The following is a 20,805-nucleotide window of genomic DNA, read 5'->3' as shown; positions in this document are numbered from 1 at the left end:
GCGCACGTCATGACGGCGCCTGCGCGCCGACGGCTTACGCCAGGTGCCCGATCCGCGCCGCGATGTACTCGCGCGCCGAGGAAGCGGCGATGCGCTCCTGCGCCAGCGTGTCGCGATCGCGGACGGTGACGGTGCCATCGGTCATCGTCTGCTGGTCGATCGTGAGGCAGAACGGCGTGCCGACTTCGTCCTGGCGGCGATAGCGGCGCCCGATCGCCCCGCTCTCGTCGAGGAAGACCGGGAAGTGCGGGCGCAGTTCGTTCGACAGCTTCTCGGCGAACTCCGGCATCCCGTCCTTCTTGGTGAGCGGGAAGACGCCCGCCTTGATGGGGGCGAGCGACGGGTGCAACCCGAGCACGACGCGCCCTTCCTGCTCACCGGCGACCGCCTCCTCACGATACCCGTTCACGAGGACGGCGAGCGTCGTGCGGTCGGCCCCGACCGACGTCTCGATGACAAACGGGACGTAGCGACGATTGCTCACCTGGTCGACGTACTCCAAGCGCTTGGACGAGTACTCCTGGTGGCGCGTGAGGTCGAAGTCGCCGCGGTGGTGCACCCCTTCGATCTCCTGGAAGCCCAGCGTGCCACCAAAGTCGAACTGGATGTCGAAGGCAGCGCGCGCGTAGTGCGCCAGCTCCTGCGGCGTGTGCTGGTGGAACAGGAGCCGTTCCTGCTGCAGCCCCAACGACTGGTGCCAGGCCATGCGCTGCCCCTTCCAGAACTCGAACCACTGCATGTGGTCCCCGTCGGGATCGACGAAGAACTGCATCTCCATCTGCTCGAACTCGCGCGTGCGGAAGATGAAGTTCCCCGGGGTGATCTCGTTGCGGAACGCCTTGCCGATCTGGGCGATGCCGAACGGGACCTTCTGCCGCGACGCCTGCTGCACGTTGAGGAAGTTGACGTAGATCCCCTGCGCGGTTTCCGGCCGCAGGTAGACGACCGACGCGGATTCCTCCACCGGTCCCATGAACGTCTTGAACATGAGGTTGAAGTTGCGCGGCTCGGTCAGCGCGCAGTCGCCGTGCTCCCCGGGGTGCTTGCTGGGCTTCCGCGGGCACTGGGCGTCCTCGAGCTTGTCGGCACGGAAGCGCGCCTTGCACGCCTTGCAGTCGACCATGGGGTCGGTGAAGCCGGCGACGTGACCCGAGGCCTCCCACACCCGCGGGTGCATGAGGATCGCCGCGTCGAGCCCCTCGATGTCGCCGCGGGCGCGCACCATCGCGTGCCACCAGCGATCCTTGAGGTTCTTCTTGAGCTCGACGCCCAGCGGCCCGTAGTCCCACACCGAGCCGGCGCCTCCGTAGATCTCGGAGGACTGGAAGATGAAGCCGCGTCGCTTGCACAGCGACACGAGTTTTTCCATGACGTCGGGGGAGGACATACGGACGGGAGACGGGAGACGGGAAACGGGAGTGCGCGCGGCCAGGCCGCGCGCGCATCGTGCCCGCAAACTAACCCGTCTCCTCCCCCCTCGGGACCGCCCGGGCGGCGATCCAGGCGAGGAGCGCGTCCGAGTCGCCGCGCGGGGCGCCTGCCTCGAGGGCGCAGGCGATGATCCCCGAGGCGTTGGCCACGGCGAACGAGACGCCGGACAGGTTGCGCTCGACGGGGACGCCGGGAATGGGGCGCGGGTAGGGCGAGGCCTGCACCCCGGCGCCTAACGTCCCGGGGACGACGGCCAGCGCATGGCGCGGCAGCTGCTCGGCGGCGAGCACCCCGATCGCCCCCGGGAGCCCTCCGGGATACCAGGTCACCCCGGCGTGGCTGCGCGCCGAGACCACGACGACGCCGCGTTCGCGCGCCCGGTCGAGCGCATGCTCGAACAGGGGGATGTGCACCTCGTTGGTCGTCCCGAGGCTCAGATTCACCAGGTCGACCCCCGCCTCGACCGCCCACTCGATGGCCTGCGCGAGGATACGCGCACTCGTCGCCAGCTGGCGGTCGAGCACACGCACGGGGATCAACTCGGCGTCGGGGACCTTCTCGCGAATGGCGGCGGCGACGGCGGTGCCGTGCCCCAGGCGGTCGGCGGTGTCGGCGGGATCGTCGCCCACCAATGCCCTCCCCACCCCGACCGAGCCCACGTGCGGATGATCGGGGGCGACGCCGCTGTCGATGACCGCGATGCGAATCCCGCGGCCCGTGCGTTGGGCCAGGGCGGCGCCATCCGTCGTTAGGTAGCCGCTCATGCGCCGGCCGACACGGGGGCCGTCTCCCCTGCGGCCATCGCCCCTCGGCCGAGCAATTCGGCTGTCGGCGCGTCGGCCACCACGCGTCCGGCGCGCAGCACGATGCTGCGCGGGGCGAGGGCCGCCACCGCCGGGCGGTGCGTGATGAGGATGACGGTCCTGGCGGCGAGCCATCCATCCATCGCGTTGAGGATCGCCGCCTCGGTCGCCGGATCGAGGGCCCCCGTGGCCTCGTCGAGGATGAGGACGCGCGGGTCGGCGAGGACAGCGCGCGCCAGGGCGAGTCGCTGCCGTTCGCCGGTCGACATCGCGCGGCCGCGCTCCCCGACAACGGTCGCCAGCGCGTCGGGCAAGGTGGCGAGCCAGGGGGCGAGCCCAACGAGCGACAGCGCGCGCAACAACGATGCTTCGTCGGCGTCCGGGGCGGCGACGCGAAGGTTGGCGGCCAGCGTGGCGTGAAAGACGAACGGGTCGGTCTCCACGGTCAGCACGTAGCGGCGCAGCGTGGCCAGCGTGAGGGTGCGCACGTCGACGCCGTCCAGCAGCACCACGCCGCGCAGCGGGTCGGCGTGCCTGACGAGCAGGTCGGCGATGGTCGACTTCCCCACCCCGCTCTCGCCGATGATGGCGACACGTTCACCGGCCGCCAGCTCGAACGACACGCCATCCAGCACGGCGCCGCGGTCGAAGGTGTAGGCGACGTCGCGCAGGGCTACCGCGCCGCGGCACGTCGGCATCGCCGTGGGAGCGACGGGATCGCTCACCTCGACGGGCGTATCGAGGATCTCCTGCACGCGCGTGAGCGAGACGCGCGCCGAGGCGACGCTGGCGTAGATCCCCATCAACCCCTGGATGGGGGAGAGGAGGCGCATCTGGTACGCCGCGAAGGCGACGAGCGTCCCCATGGTGATGGCCCCTTCGATCACGCGGTAGCCGCCATACAGGAAGACCGCGGCCGACCCCACCGCCAGGAGGACGCCGGGGAGCCCCCCCGAGAGGTACGTCAGGCGGCGCATCGCGATGAGCGATTCGACAAAGCCGGTGTTGCGCCGCCGGAACTCGTCCTCCGAGCGCTGCTGCGCGTTGTGCGCGACGAGGAGCTTCATCCCCTGCAGCGCCTCGATGAGGAAGGTCCCCACGCCGGCGCTATGGTCGCGCACCTGCGCCACCTGTCCCTCGAGCCGCTTGCGATACGCGACCATGGCCCAGAGCGCGAGCGGGAGGGCGAGCAATCCCACGGCGAAGAGGCGCACGTCGAGCAGGACGAGCATCACCACGCTCCCCACGAGGTACGCCACCTGCCCGATCCAGGCCAGCGCCACCTCGGCGGCCACGCGCTGGATCTCGGCGATGTCGCTGTTGACGCGCGAGGCGATCTGGCCGATGGGGGTGCGCGTGAACCAGCGCGGCGACAGGCGTTGCAGGTGGCGGAAGACGTCGAGCCGCATGTCGAACAGGATGTCGGCCGACACGCGCGTGTAGCGCAACCCGCTGAAGACGTTGAGTACCAGCGAGGCGCCGGTGAGGGCGAGGAAGCCGGCGACGGTCCACCCCAGCGCGCCGAAGTCGCGCCCGATGAGGGCGCGATCGACGAGGACCTTGGAGAGGAAGGGCTGGGCCAGCGAGAGCGCGGTGCTCACCAGCGACAGGACGACCACCAGGGCCAGGCGCCCCGCGTAGGGGCGCACATAGCCTAACGCACGACGCACTGCGCGCCGCTCCCTACCGCGGCACGACGATGATGTCCGTCATGTCGGCGCGGAACGTGGCGGTGCGCACGTACTTGAGCGTCTGCGCGTCGTACAGGTCGATCGTGGCACCGGCAGTGTGCACATACAGCAGCGACCCGTTGGTGCTCACCGTCAGCCCCATGCGCGGGCGTCCCTCGAACTCCACCCGCTGCCCCACGCGACGGTTTTCGAGGTCGAAGGTCCAGAACTGGTAGTTCCCCACCTGCTGCCGCATGCCGTACGCCCGCTGCCGCCCCGGGGCGAGGGCGAAGCCCACCGGCTCACTCGGTCCTAACGAGTAGAAGTCGACCGTGCGCTTGGCCAGGTCGACGCGCGCCACGCCCATCAGGGTGCGGTGGTTGACCGGGTCGGTCGTGCGAAAGAGCCCGGTCGAGAAGCCCGGCTCGTCGTACAGGCTCTCGGGGAAGCCGAAGTTCCAGTTCCCCAGCCCGTCGTCGACCGAGCGCTGCAGGTCCCACTTGTCGACCTGCTTGAGCGTCTGCGCGTCGTAGACGAGGACGTCCTCGTCGGTGAAGAAGTACATGTACGCGCCGTCGGGGGAGAAGAGGATCTGCGCGAACTCGCGCTCCTTCCCGTCGGGCCACGGAATCGTGTCGGTCACCACCTTCTTCGCCAGGTCGTACTTGAGCAGCGTGTTCTTCCCGATCTCCCAGCGATCGGAACGCTTGGTCGCCGCCTTCACCATCAGGATGGCGAAGCGATCCTTGGGATCGATGTTGAAGCCCCGCATGCGCACCTGCGTGCGTCCCTCGCTCAGCGTGAAGAAGCCGAGCGACTTGCGGCTGGCGAGGTCGAAGGTCTCGATCTTCTCGAAGGCGGCATCGATCGCATACAGCTTGCTGCGATCGGCCGAAAGGGTAAGACCGATCGGGATCCCGATGGCCACCGTCATCGAGTCGCGCACCGCCATCGAGGCCTCGTCGATGACGAGGACCTTCTTGTCGTAGGTCCCGTAGTAGATCGTCCCGTTCCCACCGCTCGGCGCCTGGGCCGCGAGCGAGGAGGTCGCACCGGCGAGCAGGAGCGCCGCGGCGATCGCCGGGCGCCGCAGGGGGGCGGGAGCGTGGCGCATGACGGTACGGCTCACGGGAAGATGAGGTCGATCTTGCGCCAGTCCTGCTGGGCCGCGGCGCATTTCGCCGTCCAGTCGGGGGCGTGGTTGTACAGGTCGGGGACGTGAATGGGCCAGAAGCACGTGATGTAGCAGTCGTACAGGTCGCGCTCGACCGGCTGGCAAAGGCCGGCCGTCGAGCCGCTGCTATCCACTTCCCACCCGGGCGAAAAGACGAAGGAGCACCCCAGCGGGATGTGCGGCCCCTCAGGGACGCGCGGCCCCTGCGTCCCCTGCAACGCCACCACGTCGTCGGCGTCGTGCGGCGACGCCTGCGGTGGGGTGTGCAGTTCCTCGATGTGCCGGGCCTTCCGGTTGACCGCTTTCAGGTGGCGCATGCAATCCTCTACGGGACAGCGTTAGGCAGTGTCAGGCGAACGCGGGAGCGATCAGGCGTCGAACTGGCGCAGGAACTCGGGACGGCGCGCGGCCAGCGTGGCATACACCTCCAGGCAGGTCGCGCTCCAGCGGCGGATCCAGTCGCAGTAGTGCAGGTTGGGCTGTTCGGTGGAGCCGTAGCGCGTGTGCGCCTCGTGGTAACAGCCGCCGGCGCACAGCGATCGCGCCCAGCACGTGCGGCAGTCGGTCTTGTTGTCGATGTGATGCTTGCGCAGGTAGTCGTCCTGCAGCTCGTGGTCGATCCCGCCGGTGACGGTCCCCAGCTTGTGGCTGTCGGAGCCGGCGAAGCGGTGGCAGAGCGCGACGTCGCCGTCGGTCGCCACACCCAGCAGCCCGAGCCCGGCGCCGCAGGGATAAGCCTTGGCGACTCCCTTGTGGATCTCCTCCAGCGTGTCGCGCACGTTGGAGAAGCCATGGTGACGCCCCTGCAGCGAGGTCTCGAGGTATTCCTGCGCCAGGAGCTGGAACTCGCCGAGCATGGTCTCGAACCCTTCGTCGGCGATGGCGTAGTCGCGCTGCCACTTGGTGGTGACCGGGGCGAAGCCCACCTCCCAGAAGCCGATCTCCTCCTTGAGGTGGCGATAGATCTCGCGCACCCGGAGGTTGTCCTTCGTGAGCGTCACACGCGCCCCGATGGGACGCCGCGTGTGGCGGCGCAGCAGCTCCTTCACGCGCGGGATGACGACGTCGTAGCTCCCCGCCCCGTTGGCAAAGACGCGCAGCTTGTCCTGCTGCTCCTGTGCCCCGTCCATCGACACGGTCACGCCGACGTTCTCGGCCACCATCCAGTCGATGATCTCCTCGCGCAGCAGCGTGGCGTTGGTCGTCAGGCTCGCATCGACCGTCTTGCCCAGTTCGCCCGCCTTCTCCTTCGCGTAGCGCAGCGCGTACTGCAGCACCTTGAAGTTGAGGAGCGTCTCGCCGCCAAAGAAGGTGAGGTGCACCGCCTTCTGGTTCCCCGACTCGGCGAGCATGAAGTCGACGCTCTGGCGCGCCGTCTCCTCGCTCATGAAGCGCGGCTTGGTGGCCGGCTCACTGATGCGATCCTCGCCGTACTCGTAGCAGTACTTGCAGCTGAGGTTGCACTTGCTCGTCACGTTGAGGACGAGCGTCGTGAGCGGGATGCGCTTGCGCGGCCCGGCTGTACCGACGCCTCCGGCGCGAGCGCCGTCGGCCCGTGGCGCCGGGACCGGCTCGGCGATCGTGCGGATCGCCTGCGCGGCCAGCAGCTCGTCGACCGTCTCCTGCACCAGCGGGCGCGGAAAGCGATCGGCCAGGCGATCGGCGAGCGCCGCCGGCGCCAGGTCTTCGCTGGCGAGCGTGTCGAGCACGGCCGCCGACGCCCCGTCGAGGCGGAAGACCGCGGCCGACGGGATCAGGTAGACGTGCGGCGCCCCATCGGCGCTGAACGTGTGGAACTCGGCGCGACGCAGCAGCATCAGGGGGCAGTCCTCGCGGGTTCCCACCGCATGTACAACGGGACGGTGACGATCAGGAGGGAGCGGGCCTTGATGGGACGCGCGCCGCCCGGCAGCTGGTACGTCGCCACGACGTACACGTCGCCGATGTTGTTGCGCGACCCGGCGCGATCGGGATTGGGTCCGTCGACCGCCGGGGTGAAGACGCCGCGCTGGTCGAGCGACCCGACCCAGCGCACGTCATCGTCCTTGAACGTCACGCCGTACTCCTCGAGGCTCCAGGTCACCGGCACCGTGCCGACGGAGATGTCGTCGGCGGTATCGGGCTTGCCGTCGGGGCCGTACGAGATGCCTAACGCCTCGAACTGCGCGAACTGCTTGGGGAAGCGCACGCCACCGACGCGCGCCATGTTCGAGTTGGGGGACACGCGGATCCGGTCGACCTTGTCGTAGGCGACGACCGCTTCCTTGAGCGAGGCCCCGCCCACCACGAGGTCGCGATTCCCCACGCGCGCCGCGCTGTCGACGTTGACGCGAACCACGATCTCGTCGGGGCTCGACCGCACGACGCGCGTGGCGGTGATCCCGGGGCCGAAGTCGATGGTCCCGGTCGAGACGCTGCGCGGGAGGTTGGCGCCGAAGACCGTCAGTTCGACGTCGCGCGCACCGCGCTTGAGCGCCTTGGGGACCACCCCGGCCACCACCGTCCCCCCACTGATGCGTTGCGCCGAGATGTCGATGCCAAACTCGTCGTAGCCGCCGCGGAACCAGCGCCCCGACATCTCCTGCCAGCCGGGCTCCACCGACATCACCTCGCGCCACGAGGAATCGGCGCTGGTGCCCGGTGCCGCCGAGCGCCCGCGCCACTGGTGCCCGGTGTAGACCACCGACTTGCCTTCGCGCACCACCGGGTCGCCGCCAGATGCAAAGCGGTACACGGCACGCGACGTGAACTCGTCATCCGTCCCCGGAACCTTGCGCACCGTCAGCCGCCCGAACAGCGCCCCGCGCCCGACCTCGTAGCCCGAGAGGAGCCAGCTCCCTTCCATGGGGGCCGGTCGCATCGTCGCCGACCACGCGGTCCACTCGGGGGTCTGCAGCGGAAACGCCTTGGACAGGTGCCCGATGGCCTGGTCCATGGGGTGCGGTGCCGGCGCGCTGTCGCTCGACGGCCCCGAACGGCGGAAGGCCTGGAAGTCGGAGTTGGGGTAGTAGCCGCGGTGCGTCGCGATCAGCAGCTCCCATTCGGTCTTCGTGCGGCGCTGCAACATCACGCGCCCCACCGAATGACAGGCGCGGCACGTGCGTTCGGTGACGGCGTCGCCCGTGTAGCGGAAGTCCATGAAGCGCCGCTCCATCTCGAAGCGCGCGTCGCGCACCTCCGCCGGGGCGAGCCCCTGCTTGTTGGCGAGGTACTTCACGATCGCCCGCGCGTCCGTCGGCTGCAGCTTGACGTCGGCCAGCGACGCCATCCGGCGCACCGAGGCCTCCCACCCTTCCGGCGTCTTGCGCAGGTAGGAGAGGCGCCCCATGTGCCCGGTCGAATCGCGGGCGTGGCATTTCTGGCACTTGCTCACGACCAGCGGGTCGGAGATGACGAATCCGCCGGTATCGGCCTGCGGGCGCTGCGGCTGCGCGTGCGCGAGCGGCGCCACTGCCGCCAGCGCGCTCGCCACTCCAGCGACCCTCGTTAGGAAGCTACCCAACGCCATGTGTCCCCTGTCGACGCGTTCCGCCTGTTCTACGGGCGAAACCGGGTGATGTCAAGCAAGACGAGCGAACCCCTTCCCCACCAGCACACTCAGCGCCCCCAGGAAGTCGGGGAGGGGGATAGGACCCATGAGGCGGGCGAACTGCGCATACATCGCCCCCACGTCGTCATGGCGGCTGGCGACATCGAGCAGCGCCAGCAAGTCGACGCTGCGCAGGTAGCGCACCGCCACCTCGTCCCCGGGCAGGACGAGGTGCTCCTCCGGGACGACGACGTTGCCGCGCACGACGGGGCGCAGCACGCGGCGCCCCCCGTCCGATGGGACGAGCCGAATGGCGGGTGCCTGCCGCAGCGTCTCGAAAGCGGCGAGGACCGCAGGGTCGTGACGCAGGCGCTCGACCGAAGCCTGGCCGGAAAGCTCCGCCTCGTTCCCCCCCTCCAACTCCGCGCGTGCCGACCAGAAGGGGACCGCGCTCCCCCCGGGTTCCGCCTCGCGAGAGAGCCCGCGCAGCCCCTGCGTCGCGCTCTGCACGTAGGCGCGCTCGCGCTCGGAGAAGAAGTCGGCGGCCAGCGGGGCGTGCTCCGGCGAGACGAAAGCCGTGTGTACCGTCACGGCGGCGAGCCAGGCGGAGGCGAGTGCCTTCTTCACTCCATAGGAGGAGAGCGGGTCGATGGCGCTCGCCGCGTCGCCGACGAGCAGGAGCCCCGGGAAGGCGACGTCAAGACTATGGTAGGGCGTGGCCTCGTACGCCCACGGCGCACCGCTGCAACGCGCCCCGCGGGACAGTTCGCCCAACGCCGGAAGCGACGCGAGCAGCTCCGCATAGCGAGCGGCCAGCCCCTCATCGCCCGTCAGCTGCGTGGCCACGGGATCGACCATCATGGTGACGAAGCGTCGTTCGCGCGTCACCGGGACCGACCACCCCCACCCCCACGTCGCGCTCTCCACGAGCGTGTGCGATTCGTCGGGGAGCGCCCACCCGAACGGCTTCTCCCACACGTCGATGAGGGCGACGGTGCGAACCCCGTCCGGGGCGGGGACGCGGTGGCTGCGCGCCACGACCCCCGCCCGCCCGCTGCAATCGAGGACCCACGGGGCGCGGAGGGAGTGGCGTCCGCTGGCCAGCGCGACGTCCACCACGTTCACGTCGCCCTCGCGATCGACGCGCAACACCGTCGCCGGCTGCACGCGCACCACCCCGGCCGCCGTCGCGCGCCCCCCCAGCACCTCCTCCAGCTTCCCGCGCACGACCTGGAAGCCCAGCCGTCCGCCGGGGAACGTCTCGACGCGCATCGGTTCGCCCCCCCACCAGGCGGTGTTGCCCGTGCAGCGCAGGAAGCCCGCCCCCTCGACGGCGGCGCGCACGCCGATCGTCTCCAGAAGGGGGACGCAGCTCGGGGGGAGCGATTCGGCGAGCGGGGCGCGCGTTCCCTCGCGCTCGAGCAGGACGACGAGGTGCCCCCAGGTGGCGAGGAGGCGCGCGGCGGCAGCGCCCGCCGTTCCACCGCCAATGACGATCACGTCCGGCTCGGCGGGGAGCTCGGGCGGGTGCCGCGGCCCCCCGCGCGCGGCGCTACCGTCTGGCGCCATCACCGGCGCCGAGTTCGCGGTACCACGCCGCGAACGCCCGCTCGAAGAAGACCTTGTTGAAGAGCGCCCACTCGCCTAACGCCGGCGGCAGGGCGAAGCCCGCTGCCGCCGCCGCGGCCGGCGTCCCGCGGGTGTGCGCGGCGCGCGCGGCCTGCTCCACCTCGCCCAGCATTGCCAGGTAGCGCCCGACGTCGGCATCGGTGGCCACGCCGCCATGCCCGGGGACGTACGTCGTCGCCCGCGTGCGGCGCAGCGCGCGCGTCGCGTCGGCGAGCGCCGTCGGCATCGCATCGACGAAGTTGGGGAACATGGCGTTCCACACCAGGTCGCCGGTGAAGACGATCGACGGGTCGTCCACCTCGACCGTGACATCGCTCGGCGTATGCCCGCGGCGCCTCACGAGCCGCACCGAGCGCCCGCCGAGGTCGATCGTGGCCGGATCGCCGCCAGGAGCAACCGACTGCGCCAGTGCCTCGCGCCGCGCCTCGTCGGCGGGGGTCACCTGCGGCAGGACGGCGCCGAGCACCGCCCCGCGCGTCTCGTCGGTGACGAGCATGGCGGGCTTCGCCCCCTCGTCACGATACGCGGCGACGCCGTTGATGTGGTCGGAGTGGTAATGCGTGACGGCGACGTGCGTGGGCCAGCGCCCAGTGAGCTCGCGCGCCTTGCCCGCGAGCCAGCGCGCCCCCTCGGGGGTCATGAACCCCTCGATCGCGAGCACCCCCGACTTCCCGGCGATCAGCCCCCCGTTGGCGACCGTCACGAACGACCCGCCGAGCGGCGTCGAGATGAGTGCCCACACCCCCTCGGCCACCTGCTCCAGGCGACCGAACGGCTCCGTGGCGATCACCACGCCGCTACGCGCCTGCGCCCACAATCGCCGCACCGCGTCAGGTGCAAGCGCGGCGGCCAGCGCCAGGTGCGCCGTGCACGTCACCCCATCCGCCAGAAACCGCCGTCGCGTAACGAGATCGTCCATGTTGTGCCTCGCGAGTGGACCAACCAGTGGCGCGTGCCTTGACGAAATGAGAGGTCGAAAAAGCCGGCAACACGGACAGCTGCACTCCGCCGCGCCGTGTACCCCGAACTCCCGTCTCCCGTCTCCCGTCCCTACGTATCCAGCTCCCGGCTCAACCGTGGCGGCGGTGGCGGCGCCGAACCCTGCAGGCGCGCCGCGATGAAGTCGCCATGAAAGCGCCCATTCTCGATGAAGACCTTGTTGGCATCGTAGCCCGCCGTCACGACCCCCGCGATGAAGAGCCCGGGGACACTCGTTTCCAGCGTGGCGGGGTCGTGCGACGGGATGCCCGTCTCGGCGTCGATCGGCACCCCCGCCTCGCGCAGCAGTGCCACGTTAGGCGCGAAGCCGGTGAGCAGGAAGACGTGATCGGCCTGCACGCGCCCGGTCACGCCGTCGGCGCCCACGACCTCGACCTGGTCGCCCTGGATCGCCGTCACGCGCGAGTTCCACCGCACGTGAATCGCCCCTTCGGCAATCCGATTGTTGAGATCGGGGAGGATCCACGGCTTGATCTTCTTGTCGAACGACGGCCCGAAGTGCACGAGTGTGACCGCGGCACCGGCGCGCCACAGGTCGAGCGCCGCTTCGGCCGCCGAGTTGCCGCCGCCGACGACCACCGCGGTCTGCTGGAAGGCGACGTGCCCCTCGCGGTAGGCGTGCGTGACGTGCGGAAGGTCCTCGCCCGGGACGTTGAGGCGGTTGGGCGAGCCCCAGTACCCGGTCGCCACGACGACCGCACGACAGGCGATGCGCCCCTCCTCGCCCCCGCGCCGGCGCGTGCGCACGGTGAAGTGCGGCGCGCTCCCCTCGATCGCCTCGACACGCTCGAACTGCCGCACGGTGAGGTGGAAGTGCTGCACCACCGCGCGGTAGTACGTCAGCGCATCACGCCGCGTGGGCTTGGCCTCGGAGATGACGAAGGGGAGCCCACCTAACGACAACTTCTCCGCCGTGGAGAAGAAGGTCGCGTACGTCGGGTACTGCGTGATCGAGCTGACGACGCACTCGGCATCGACGACGACGGTGCGAAAGCCGGCCCGCCCGAGCGAGATCGCGGCGGCCAGCCCGCAGGGGCCGGCCCCCACGACCACAACGTCCGGATCCTGCGATATGGCGTCCTCGCTCGTCGGCATGGCTAGCGCGACTCGAGCGACGTATCGATGATCTGGTCGCGACGCGTCCCCACGGAGACGAAGCGGATGGGCGCATCGACGAGCGCCTCGATGCGGTCGAGGTAGGCGCGGGCCTCGCGCGGCAGGTCGGCGAGCGACCGCGCATCGGAGGTCGACGTCTTCCACCCGGGGAACCACTCGTACACCGGCTCGATCGCGTCGAGGACGCTGATGTCGGCCGGGAACTCCTCGTACAGCGTGTCGCCGACGCGATACCCGGTGCAGACACCGAGTGAGTCGAGCGTGTCGAGCACGTCGAGCTTGGTCACGGCGAGGTCGGTGAGGCCGTTCACGCGCACCGCGTAGCGCACCACCACGGCGTCAAACCAGCCGCAGCGACGCGGACGCCCGGTGGTCGCGCCGAACTCGTTGCCCAGCGTGCGCACATGCGAGTGCAACGGCTCCTCGAACTCGGTGGGGAGCGGGCCGTTGCCCACGCGCGTGGTGTACGCCTTCACCACGCCTAACGCCGTATGCAGCGCGGTGGGGGCGATCCCCGAGCCGGTGGCGGCCCCGCCCACCGTCGTGTTGCTCGACGTCACGAACGGATAGGTGCCGTGGTCGACGTCGAGCAACGACCCCTGCGCCCCCTCGAGCAGGATCGCCGCCCCGCTCTTCACCGCGCGGTGCATCGCCAGCCCCAGGTCCTCCGACAGCGCGGTGAGGCGCGGCGCCAGCGCCCCCAGGCGCTCCATCGTCTCGTCCACCGACGCGCGCTTGGTCGAGCCGTTGCGCTCGAGGCGCATGTTGGCCGTCTCGACCCCCTTCTCCACCAACGGGCGCAGGTTGTTCATGTGCTTGAGGTCGACCACGCGCACGCCGCGGCGCCCCGCCTTGTCTTCATAACAAGGACCGATGCCGCGTCCCGTCGTCCCGATCGCCTTCGAGGCCGCGCTCTCCGAATCGACCAGCTTGTGGTACGGCATCACGAGATGGGCGCGGTCCGACACATAGAGGCGCCCCTCTACATCGATCCCGTCCTTCACCAGCTCGTCGATCTCGGTGAAGAGCGTCTCGGGGTCGAGCACCACGCCGTTGCCGATCGCGCACCGCACCCCGGGGTGCAGGATCCCCGACGGAATCTGGTGCAGGACGAACGAGTCCTCACCGATGTGCACCGTGTGGCCGGCGTTGGCCCCCCCTTGGTAGCGCACGACCCAATCGGCCTTCTCGGCGATCACGTCGACGAGCTTCCCCTTCCCTTCGTCGCCCCACTGGGCGCCGACGACCACGATGGTGCGCGTCTTCGAATCGAACATGAGGTGCTGCCTGGCTTGGGACGGGCGGAGCGCCGGAGGACACAAAAAAACGCCCCCGCGCGCGAGCGGGGGCGTTGGCGAAAGCTACGGGGTGCGGGGCGGGAGTCAACGACTTCGCCTCACCTCGCCCCCACCGTTTTCAGTGCGCCTGCTTGGAGTACTGTCGCACCGCCAGCGAAAGCACCGCCACACCGCCCACCGCGAGGATCGCCAGCGGCCTGAGAATGGTCTCCACCCCCGCCCCCTTCACCAGCACGGCGCGCATGATGAAGACGAAGTGCTTGACCGGATTGGCCTCGGCCACCCACTGCGCCCACCGCGGCATCGAGTCGACCGGGGTGAAGAGCCCGCTCATGAGCAGGTAGATCAGCACGATGAAGAAGGCCACGAACATCGTTTGCTGCTGCGTGCTCGTGAACGTCGAAATCCAGAGCCCGATCCCGAGCGCGACCACGAGGTAGATCGCCGCCGAAAGGAAGACCAGCGGCACGCTCCCGCGCGTCGGGATCCCGAAGACGACCTTCCCGATGATGAGGCCAATGCTGAAGATCACGAGCGACAACAGCCAGAACGGGAGGAGCTTGGCGGTGATGAACTGCCCCTTCGTGATAGGGGTGACGTTCAACTGGTCGAGCGTCCCCAGCTCCTTCTCCCGCGCGATGTTCTGTGCCGTGAGCAGGAGCCCGATGATCGTCGTGAGCGAGACCAGGAGCGCCGGCACCATGTAGTGCTTGTAGTTGCGCGACGGATTGAACCAGCCCTGCGTGCGCAGGTCGAGCGGTGCGCCGACGGTCATCGCGCCAGACACACCCGCCGGGCCACGCGGCAGCGACACCCCCAGCTCCCGCGCGTAGTCGGTGAGCACCGCCAGCGCCGCCGCCTGCACGATCCCCGCCGCCGCCCCTTCCTCGGCGTTGAACTGCAGCTGCAACGGGGCGTGCCGCTCGCGCACGAGGTCGTCCTCGAAGCCGTGCGGGATGTGCAGCACGGCCGAGACCTCGCGGTCGAGCAGCGCCGCCTCCACGCCGGCAATCGTCGGCTGCAACCGGACGACGGAGAATCGCCCGCCCCCCTCGAGGCGCTGGATGAGCCCGGCCGAGACGGTCGAGCGGTCTTCGTCGACCACGGCCAGCGCGGTGCGCTTGATGTCGAACGTCGCCGCGTTCGACAGGATGAGCAGCTGCACGACGGGAATGAAGAAGATCTGGAAGACCGTCGCCTTGTCGCGAAAGACCTGGAGGAACTCCTTTCGCATCAGGAAGAAGATGGTGCGCATCGATCACTCCAGCCGGATGGCGAGGCGTCGCACTCCAACGGCCAGGAGCAGGACGGTCTGGGCGAGCAGGATGAGCGTCTCCTGCCACAGCGTGGCGAGCCCCGCCCCCTTCACCATGATCCCGCGCACGATGATGAGGAACCAGCGCGCCGGGATGATGTTGGAGATCACCTGCAGCGGCGTGGGCATCGAATCGAGCGGGAAGATGAAGCCCGAGAGCATGAGCGTCGGGAGGAGAAGCCCGGCCATCGCGGCAATCATCGCGGTGCGCTGCGTCGCCGCACTCGTCGAGATCACGATGCCGAGTGCCAACGCGGTGAGGATGTAGAGCAGTGCCTCGGCGAGAAGCAGTGCGACGTTCCCGCGCAGCGGCATGCCGAAGACGAGTCGCGCCGCGCCCAGCACCAGCAGGACATTGGTGAAGCCCATGACGACGTACGGGACCACCTTGCCCACGACGATCGCCACCGGATGCAGCGGCGAGACGAGCAGCATCTCCATCGTCCCCGTCTCCTTCTCCCGCGTGATCGAGATGGCCGTCATCATCGCCGAGACGATGGTGAGCACGAGCGCGATGAGCCCGGGGACGAAGAGGTTCACGCTTTCCAGCGTCGGGTTGAATCGCATGCGCGCCGCGACATCGAGCCGCACGCCGCCGGCCCGCATGGTCTGTTCTGCGTGCCAGCGCTGCAGCACCGCCGACGCATACGCCTGCATGATGCTCCCGGTGTTGGGATCGGCGGCGTCGGTGATGACCTGGATGGACAGCGGCGCGCGCCCGAGCAGCGCCCGGTCCACGTCGGGTGGCAGGACGATGGCCTGGCGCAGCGTGCCTTCGCGGAACTGCTGATCGAGGGGCGCCGTGCTCGCGTACACGCCCATCACGCGAAAGCGCGGCGACGCCGAGTAGCGTTCGATCAGTACGCGCGATGCGGGACCGGGCGATGGATCGACGATCGCCAGCCGGATGTCGTACACGTCGGTGCGCACCGCAAAGCCGAAGAGGAGCACCTGCACGAGCGGCATGAGCAGGAGGATCCAGAACGTCTGCTTGTCGCGCAGGATGTGAAACGCCTCCTTGCGCACGAAGCCGAGGAAGGCCCTCATGCGGCCCCCGGACGCGTCAGGCGCAGGAACACCTCATCGAGCGACGAGGCGGCGTAGGCCGCCTTCACTTCACCCGGCGTCCCCATGGCGGCGATCGCACCATCGACCATGATCGACAGCCGGTCGCAGTACTCCGCCTCATCGAGGTAGTGCGTCGTGACCAGCACCGTCGTCCCCGTCGCCGCGGTCTCGTAGATCATCTCCCAGAAGCGCCGCCGGGTGATGGGATCCACGCCACCGGTCGGCTCATCGAGGAAGACGATGCGTGGCTCGTGCAGCAGCGCCACCGAGAAGGCGAGCTGCTGTTTCCAGCCTAACGGGATGCGCCGCACCAGCTCCTTTCGCGCGTGCTCCAGCCCGATGCGACCGAGCAGCGCATGCATCCGCTCGGCGATCTGCGCGTCGCTCAGCCCGTAGATGCCACCGTACAGCGTGATGTTCTCCTGTACGGTGAGGTCGTCGTAGAGCGAGAACTTCTGGCTCATGTAGCCGATGCTGCGACGCACCGACTCCGATGCGCTTGCCACATCGAAGCCGGCGACGGTGGCCGAGCCTGAGGTCGGCTCGAGCAGCCCGATCAGCATGCGCATCGCCGTCGTCTTCCCCGCACCGTTAGCGCCGAGGAAGCCGAAGACTTCGCCTTGTGCCACGTGAAACGTGATGGCGTCGACGGCCGTGAAGTCGCCGAAATGTCGCGTGAGCGCGCGCGCGTCGATCGCCAGCGCGCTCACGCCCGCTCCTGCGCCATCATGTGCCACATGAAGGCGTCCTCGATTCCCGCCGCGATCGGCCGCACCTCCAGCGCCTCGACTCCCGCGGCGCGCGCGAATGCCTCGACTTCGGTGATGATCGACGCGTTCGACATGCCGGGGCGCGCATCGGTGTAGTGCACCACTTCCCCAAAGGGCCACACCGCCGCCGCATGCGGAAAGCGCCGCAGCACCCCCAGCGTCCCGAGTCGTTCGGCGGCACGCACGGAGAAGATGGGGCGCGGATACGCCTCACCGATCGCCCCGGGGGCGTCGACCAGGAGGAGGCGCCCCTTCTGCATCAGCGCCACACGATCGCAGCGACTTGCTTCATCCATGTAGGGCGTCGAGACGACGATCGTGAGGCCGCCGCCGCGTAGTCGGTCCAGCAAGTCCCAGAACTCGCGCCGCGACACCGCGTCCACCCCGGTCGTGGGCTCGTCGAGGAAGAGGATCTCGGGGGCGTGCACGAGGGCGCAGCATAACGCGAGCTTCTGCTTCATCCCCCCGGACAACGCCCCCGCCCGGCGGTTGGCGAACGGTGCCAGTTGCCGCCAGATCGGTTCGATGATCCGCATCCCCTCGTCCACGCTCGTCCCGAAGACCGAGGCGAAGAACTGCAGGTTCTCCATCGCGCTCAGGTCGGGGTACAGCGAGAAACGTCCCGGCATGTAGCCCACGCGCGACCGCAGCGCCCACAGGTCGCCCACCACATCGCGACCGAGCACCTCCACGCGCCCGGCGTCGGGGACGAGCAGCGTCACCATCGTGCGAAAGAGCGTCGTCTTCCCCGCCCCATCGGGGCCGATGAAGCCGAACAGCTCTCCCGGCGCGATGTCGAACGAGATGCCGTCCACCGCCGTCACGTCGCCGAAGCGCTTGGTGAAATCGCGCACCGCCACGGCGACCCCCGCGCGCGATGCACCTGACACCAGCGGCGACTGCACCCCGGTGCTCATTTCGAGGCGCCGGTTGCGGGTGCCGCCGCGGCGAGCGTCACCTCGGCGGGCATCCCGATGCGCAGCCGCCCATCCACGTTAGGCACGGCGAGCTTGACCGCGTACACCTGCACCGTGCGCTCCTCGCGCGTCTGGATCGGCGTGGGGGTGAACTCGGCGGTGGCCGCAATCCAGGTCACGCGTCCCTGCACGGTGCGGAGCGAGTCGCCGCCCGCGTCCACGCGCACCGTCAGCGACTGCCCGAGCGCCACCTGCGCCAACTGGGCCCCGCTCAGGTACGCCCGCAGCGTCAGCGTGTCGAGCGCCGCCATCTTGAACAGTGGCGTCCCGAGCTGCACGAACTCGCCGGGCTCCACGTAGCGGGCCAGCACCGTTCCGCCTCCGGGGGCCACGACGCGGCTGCGGCGCAGGCGTTCGTCGATCGAGGCCACCTGCGCGTCGATCGAGGCCACCTCCTTCCCGACGGTCGAACGGGTGGCCGCCGCACCTTGCAGCTGATCGCCCAGCACCTTCGCGTCGCGCTCCGCGCGATCGCCCTGCTGCGCGGTCGCTGCCTGCTGTGCCAGCAGCCGACGCGTGCGCGCCAGCTCGCGCTCGGCGATCACCCGCTGCGTCTCCAGCGTCGCGGCGTTGGCATCGACCTCGCGCACGCGCGCCTGCGCCGCCGCTCGCCGCGCGAGCAATTCGGCACGCTGCAGCGCCAGCGTCGTGGTGTCGATGAGGCCGACATCGGCGGCCGCGGCGAGTCGCGCCCCTTCTTCCACGTCGAGCCGCAGGACGCGCCCGCTCGCCTCGGCCGACACCGTCACCTCGGTTGCCTCGAAGTTGCCGTAGGCGTCGGCGCTCTCCTTGCGGCAGGCGGCGACCGAGAGGAGGGTCGCTACCATCATGAACTGTCGAACGGATGACATGGGTGCTACGGCTGGAGTGAACGCGGGGCGAGCCCCAACGTGGTGAGATAGCGGGCTTCGGCCTGCGCCAGCTCGGCGCGGTGCCGCTGCAACGTGAGGTTCGCCTCGACGACATCCGTGCGCGTCTCGACGTACTCGGCGCCGGTGATCGCCCCCTCGGTGAACTGCGCGCGTGCCTGGCGTTCGATGTCGTCGCGCAGGGCGACGAGGCGCGCATCGCTCACCAGCGCCTGTTGCAGCCGCTGCATGTCGGCGAGATCACTCTCGACCGCGCGCGCCAACTGGTCGGCGAGCGCGCGCTCCTCGGTGGTCACGATGCGCTGTTGCAGCCGCAACGACTCGGAGGCGCGGTCGGCGCTGCGCCAGGTCCATGGGCGCCACTCGATACGGAGCCCCGCCTGCCAGAACTCGTCGGGATCGGTGCGGAACTGGTTGAGTCCCGGACGACCGAGCCCCGCCTGCCCGAAGGCGAGGACACGCGGGCGATTCTCGACGTGTGTCAGCGCGGCCTCACGCTCGAGCCGTTCACGCGTGCGGGCGAACTGCGCAAACTCGGGACGGGCCCGCAGCGCCTCCACGCGTCCCTCGTCGCGGCTGCGGGCCACCTCGAGCGCCAGCGCCGGCAACGCGAAGACGGACGGTTCGGCGATGGTGCGTCCCGTCAGGCGCTCGAGGACGGCGATCGACGCGCGCCGCGCCGACACCGCTTCGTCGCGGGCCAGCACGGCGCGCAACTGCTCGGCCACGATGGCCGACGTGTCGCGTGGAAGCGCGGCTCCGTTCACGACGCGGGCTCGCGCCAGCTGCAACCGGGCCTCGAGGTCGCCGAGCAACGCGTCGAACTCGCGCGTGCGCTCCTGCAGGAGGTACGCCGAGAAGAAGGCGCCGTTGACCTCGCCACGCAGGCGATAGAGCGCGGCATCGACCGCGGCGGACGACTCGGCGAGTCGCGCGCGCTCCACTGACTGGCGCGCGGCAATCGATCCACCGTCGTACACCACCTGCTGCAGGTCGAGGGTGGCCTGCCAGCGATCCTTGGGTGGCGTCGGCACCGACGCCCCCGGGAGCTTGAGGGCAATCTGCGTCACGTCGCTCTGGTGCGACGCGCTTCCATTGAAGGCCAGCTGCGGGCGGCGCTCCATGTCGAGCGTCGTGAGGCGCTGGGCACTGGCGGCGCGCAGGAGTTCGGGCTGCACGGCGCGCGGGTCGCGCTGCACCGCGGCCGCCTGCAGCGCCCCGAGCGAGAGGGTGTCCTGGGCGCTGGCGCCGGTGGCGGCGCCTAACGCGCATACGGTGAGGAGGAATCGCGTGGCGTTCACGGACGCAGCCCTGCAAGGAAGAAGTCGGGGAGTTCGCGCTTGCGCGCCTCGACGAAGGCAGGGAAGCGATCGTCGTCGATCCCGATGAGGACCGGCAAGAGGGGACGCGCGATGAACGGAAAGACGAGGAGCCCCACGAGGCTCACCACGAAGTGCTCGGCGGAGATCCGGCGGATGTCGCCGGCCGCCGCGGCCGCCGCGAGCTGCCGACGCAAGACGCCGAGTGGCGCCCCGCCGGTCGCCCCGCTCATCACGGCGCGCACACGCTCCGGTGCGGCGTGCGCCTCACTGATCACGTAGCCGGCGAGGTACGGGCGGGCCAGGTGGAACTCGACCTGCTCGCGCACCACGGCGCGCACCTTGTCCTCGATCGAGAGCGTGTCGGAGGCGAGGATCCCGAAGATGCGCGGCATGAACTGCGAGGCGGCGTTGCGAAAGACCGCGTCGGCGAGCGCCTCCTTGGTCCCGAAGTAGTAGTGCACGAGCGCCTTGTTGACCCCGGCCTCGTCGGCGATCTCCTGCGTGCGCGCCTTGGCGGTCCCCTGCCGGATGAAGACGCGGTGCGCGGCGGCCAGGATGCGCTCGCGGCTCGCCTGATCATCGGCGGGGCGCGCGGGTGTGGCGGACGGGGCGGAGGGGACGGCCGCAGCGGCGGCGCCCTTCGATCGCGCGCGCGTCGGGCTCGCCTTGGGCTTCTCCGCGCCCTTGCCAGCGCCCGGCCGAGCGCTCGTTCGGGCGCCTGTGCCCGCGCCCTTTCCCGTGCGGCGGGCCGCGGCACGGGCCGGGCGTGTTGAACCAGTTGGTTTAACCATGTGGTTAAACTGTATGGTCAACCCCCGGACGTCAATCGGGCGCG

General features: G+C 69.9%; 18 protein-coding genes. All 18 read right to left on the bottom strand.

Going from position 1 to position 20,805, the window contains the following annotated elements; translation table 11 throughout:
• Positions 1–34 precede the first annotated feature (34 nt).
• The 18 genes from IPN47_06555 to IPN47_06470 all read right to left on the bottom strand — a co-directional run bounded on the left by IPN47_06555 (position 35) and on the right by IPN47_06470 (position 20,761).
• Positions 35–1,387: a glycine--tRNA ligase gene (locus IPN47_06555; protein MBK9407702.1), complete on the bottom strand. Its 1,353-nt coding sequence runs from the start codon at positions 1,385–1,387 to the stop codon at positions 35–37.
• Between the two features lie 70 nt (positions 1,388–1,457).
• On the bottom strand, positions 1,458–2,195 hold the full coding sequence (locus tag IPN47_06550) for a S8 family serine peptidase (protein MBK9407701.1): 738 nt from the start codon (positions 2,193–2,195) through the stop codon (positions 1,458–1,460).
• The gene (locus IPN47_06545) at positions 2,192–3,904 is read right to left on the bottom strand and encodes an ABC transporter ATP-binding protein (GenBank protein MBK9407700.1); all 1,713 of its coding nucleotides are present in this window, start codon (positions 3,902–3,904) and stop codon (positions 2,192–2,194) included. Before IPN47_06545 ends, IPN47_06550 begins: the two co-directional genes overlap by 4 nt.
• A gap of 13 nt (positions 3,905–3,917) precedes the next feature.
• Positions 3,918–5,033: a hypothetical protein gene (locus IPN47_06540; GenBank protein ID MBK9407699.1), complete on the bottom strand. Its 1,116-nt coding sequence runs from the start codon at positions 5,031–5,033 to the stop codon at positions 3,918–3,920.
• The gene (qhpC, locus tag IPN47_06535) at positions 5,030–5,395 is read right to left on the bottom strand and encodes a quinohemoprotein amine dehydrogenase subunit gamma (GenBank protein MBK9407698.1); all 366 of its coding nucleotides are present in this window, start codon (positions 5,393–5,395) and stop codon (positions 5,030–5,032) included. The genes IPN47_06540 and qhpC overlap by 4 nt, the downstream gene beginning before the upstream one ends.
• A gap of 51 nt (positions 5,396–5,446) precedes the next feature.
• On the bottom strand, positions 5,447–6,895 hold the full coding sequence (peaB, locus tag IPN47_06530; GenBank protein ID MBK9407697.1) for a quinohemoprotein amine dehydrogenase maturation protein: 1,449 nt from the start codon (positions 6,893–6,895) through the stop codon (positions 5,447–5,449).
• The gene (peaA, locus tag IPN47_06525) at positions 6,895–8,586 is read right to left on the bottom strand and encodes a quinohemoprotein amine dehydrogenase subunit alpha (GenBank protein ID MBK9407696.1); all 1,692 of its coding nucleotides are present in this window, start codon (positions 8,584–8,586) and stop codon (positions 6,895–6,897) included. Before peaA ends, peaB begins: the two co-directional genes overlap by 1 nt.
• A 51-nt stretch (positions 8,587–8,637) precedes the next feature.
• Positions 8,638–10,176 carry an FAD-dependent monooxygenase gene (locus tag IPN47_06520; protein ID MBK9407695.1) on the bottom strand — a complete coding sequence of 513 codons (1,539 nt, stop codon included), beginning with the start codon at positions 10,174–10,176 and terminating at the stop codon, positions 8,638–8,640.
• Positions 10,160–11,155: an MBL fold metallo-hydrolase gene (locus IPN47_06515; protein ID MBK9407694.1), complete on the bottom strand. Its 996-nt coding sequence runs from the start codon at positions 11,153–11,155 to the stop codon at positions 10,160–10,162. The genes IPN47_06520 and IPN47_06515 overlap by 17 nt, the downstream gene beginning before the upstream one ends.
• Before the next feature lie 131 nt (positions 11,156–11,286).
• Positions 11,287–12,330: a YpdA family putative bacillithiol disulfide reductase gene (gene ypdA / locus IPN47_06510; protein MBK9407693.1), complete on the bottom strand. Its 1,044-nt coding sequence runs from the start codon at positions 12,328–12,330 to the stop codon at positions 11,287–11,289.
• 2 nt (positions 12,331–12,332) lie between these two features.
• A complete protein-coding gene (locus tag IPN47_06505; protein MBK9407692.1) occupies positions 12,333–13,628 on the bottom strand; it encodes an adenylosuccinate synthase in 1,296 nt (431 codons plus the stop codon).
• A gap of 139 nt (positions 13,629–13,767) precedes the next feature.
• Positions 13,768–14,904 (bottom strand): ABC transporter permease, encoded by a 1,137-nt coding sequence (locus tag IPN47_06500; protein ID MBK9407691.1) that lies wholly within the window; start codon positions 14,902–14,904, stop codon positions 13,768–13,770.
• A 3-nt stretch (positions 14,905–14,907) separates the two neighbouring features.
• Positions 14,908–16,011 (bottom strand): ABC transporter permease, encoded by a 1,104-nt coding sequence (locus IPN47_06495; GenBank protein ID MBK9407690.1) that lies wholly within the window; start codon positions 16,009–16,011, stop codon positions 14,908–14,910.
• Complete coding sequence (locus tag IPN47_06490; protein ID MBK9407689.1) at positions 16,008–16,742, bottom strand: ABC transporter ATP-binding protein; 735 nt, start codon at positions 16,740–16,742, stop codon at positions 16,008–16,010. Before IPN47_06490 ends, IPN47_06495 begins: the two co-directional genes overlap by 4 nt.
• A complete protein-coding gene (locus tag IPN47_06485) occupies positions 16,739–17,719 on the bottom strand; it encodes an ABC transporter ATP-binding protein (protein ID MBK9407688.1) in 981 nt (326 codons plus the stop codon). Before IPN47_06485 ends, IPN47_06490 begins: the two co-directional genes overlap by 4 nt.
• Positions 17,716–18,609 carry an HlyD family efflux transporter periplasmic adaptor subunit gene (locus IPN47_06480; GenBank protein ID MBK9407687.1) on the bottom strand — a complete coding sequence of 298 codons (894 nt, stop codon included), beginning with the start codon at positions 18,607–18,609 and terminating at the stop codon, positions 17,716–17,718. The genes IPN47_06485 and IPN47_06480 overlap by 4 nt, the downstream gene beginning before the upstream one ends.
• A gap of 26 nt (positions 18,610–18,635) precedes the next feature.
• Positions 18,636–19,949 (bottom strand): TolC family protein, encoded by a 1,314-nt coding sequence (locus IPN47_06475; protein MBK9407686.1) that lies wholly within the window; start codon positions 19,947–19,949, stop codon positions 18,636–18,638.
• On the bottom strand, positions 19,946–20,761 hold the full coding sequence (locus tag IPN47_06470; GenBank protein ID MBK9407685.1) for a TetR/AcrR family transcriptional regulator: 816 nt from the start codon (positions 20,759–20,761) through the stop codon (positions 19,946–19,948). The genes IPN47_06475 and IPN47_06470 overlap by 4 nt, the downstream gene beginning before the upstream one ends.
• Positions 20,762–20,805 lie beyond the last annotated feature (44 nt).

This window comes from Gemmatimonadota bacterium, assembly GCA_016719105.1.
In the GTDB taxonomy this organism is placed as follows: Bacteria; Gemmatimonadota; Gemmatimonadetes; order Gemmatimonadales; family Gemmatimonadaceae; genus SCN-70-22.
This window is presented reverse-complemented; position numbering and strand designations above follow the sequence as displayed.

Bases quoted from the DNA above. Each gene is read 5' to 3' on its own strand.
- IPN47_06555 (MBK9407702.1), bottom strand. From the start codon at position 1,387: ATGTCCTCCCCCGACGTCATGGAAAAACTCGTGTCGCTGTGCAAGCGA.
- IPN47_06550 (MBK9407701.1), bottom strand. From the start codon at position 2,195: ATGAGCGGCTACCTAACGACGGATGGCGCCGCCCTGGCCCAACGCACG.
- qhpC (MBK9407698.1), bottom strand. From the start codon at position 5,395: ATGCGCCACCTGAAAGCGGTCAACCGGAAGGCCCGGCACATCGAGGAA.
- peaB (MBK9407697.1), bottom strand. From the start codon at position 6,895: ATGCTGCTGCGTCGCGCCGAGTTCCACACGTTCAGCGCCGATGGGGCG.
- peaA (MBK9407696.1), bottom strand. From the start codon at position 8,586: ATGGCGTTGGGTAGCTTCCTAACGAGGGTCGCTGGAGTGGCGAGCGCG.
- IPN47_06520 (MBK9407695.1), bottom strand. From the start codon at position 10,176: ATGGCGCCAGACGGTAGCGCCGCGCGCGGGGGGCCGCGGCACCCGCCC.
- IPN47_06515 (MBK9407694.1), bottom strand. From the start codon at position 11,155: ATGGACGATCTCGTTACGCGACGGCGGTTTCTGGCGGATGGGGTGACG.
- ypdA (MBK9407693.1), bottom strand. From the start codon at position 12,330: ATGCCGACGAGCGAGGACGCCATATCGCAGGATCCGGACGTTGTGGTC.
- IPN47_06505 (MBK9407692.1), bottom strand. From the start codon at position 13,628: ATGTTCGATTCGAAGACGCGCACCATCGTGGTCGTCGGCGCCCAGTGG.
- IPN47_06500 (MBK9407691.1), bottom strand. From the start codon at position 14,904: ATGCGCACCATCTTCTTCCTGATGCGAAAGGAGTTCCTCCAGGTCTTT.
- IPN47_06495 (MBK9407690.1), bottom strand. From the start codon at position 16,011: ATGAGGGCCTTCCTCGGCTTCGTGCGCAAGGAGGCGTTTCACATCCTG.
- IPN47_06485 (MBK9407688.1), bottom strand. From the start codon at position 17,719: ATGAGCACCGGGGTGCAGTCGCCGCTGGTGTCAGGTGCATCGCGCGCG.
- IPN47_06480 (MBK9407687.1), bottom strand. From the start codon at position 18,609: ATGATGGTAGCGACCCTCCTCTCGGTCGCCGCCTGCCGCAAGGAGAGC.
- IPN47_06470 (MBK9407685.1), bottom strand. From the start codon at position 20,761: ATGGTTAAACCAACTGGTTCAACACGCCCGGCCCGTGCCGCGGCCCGC.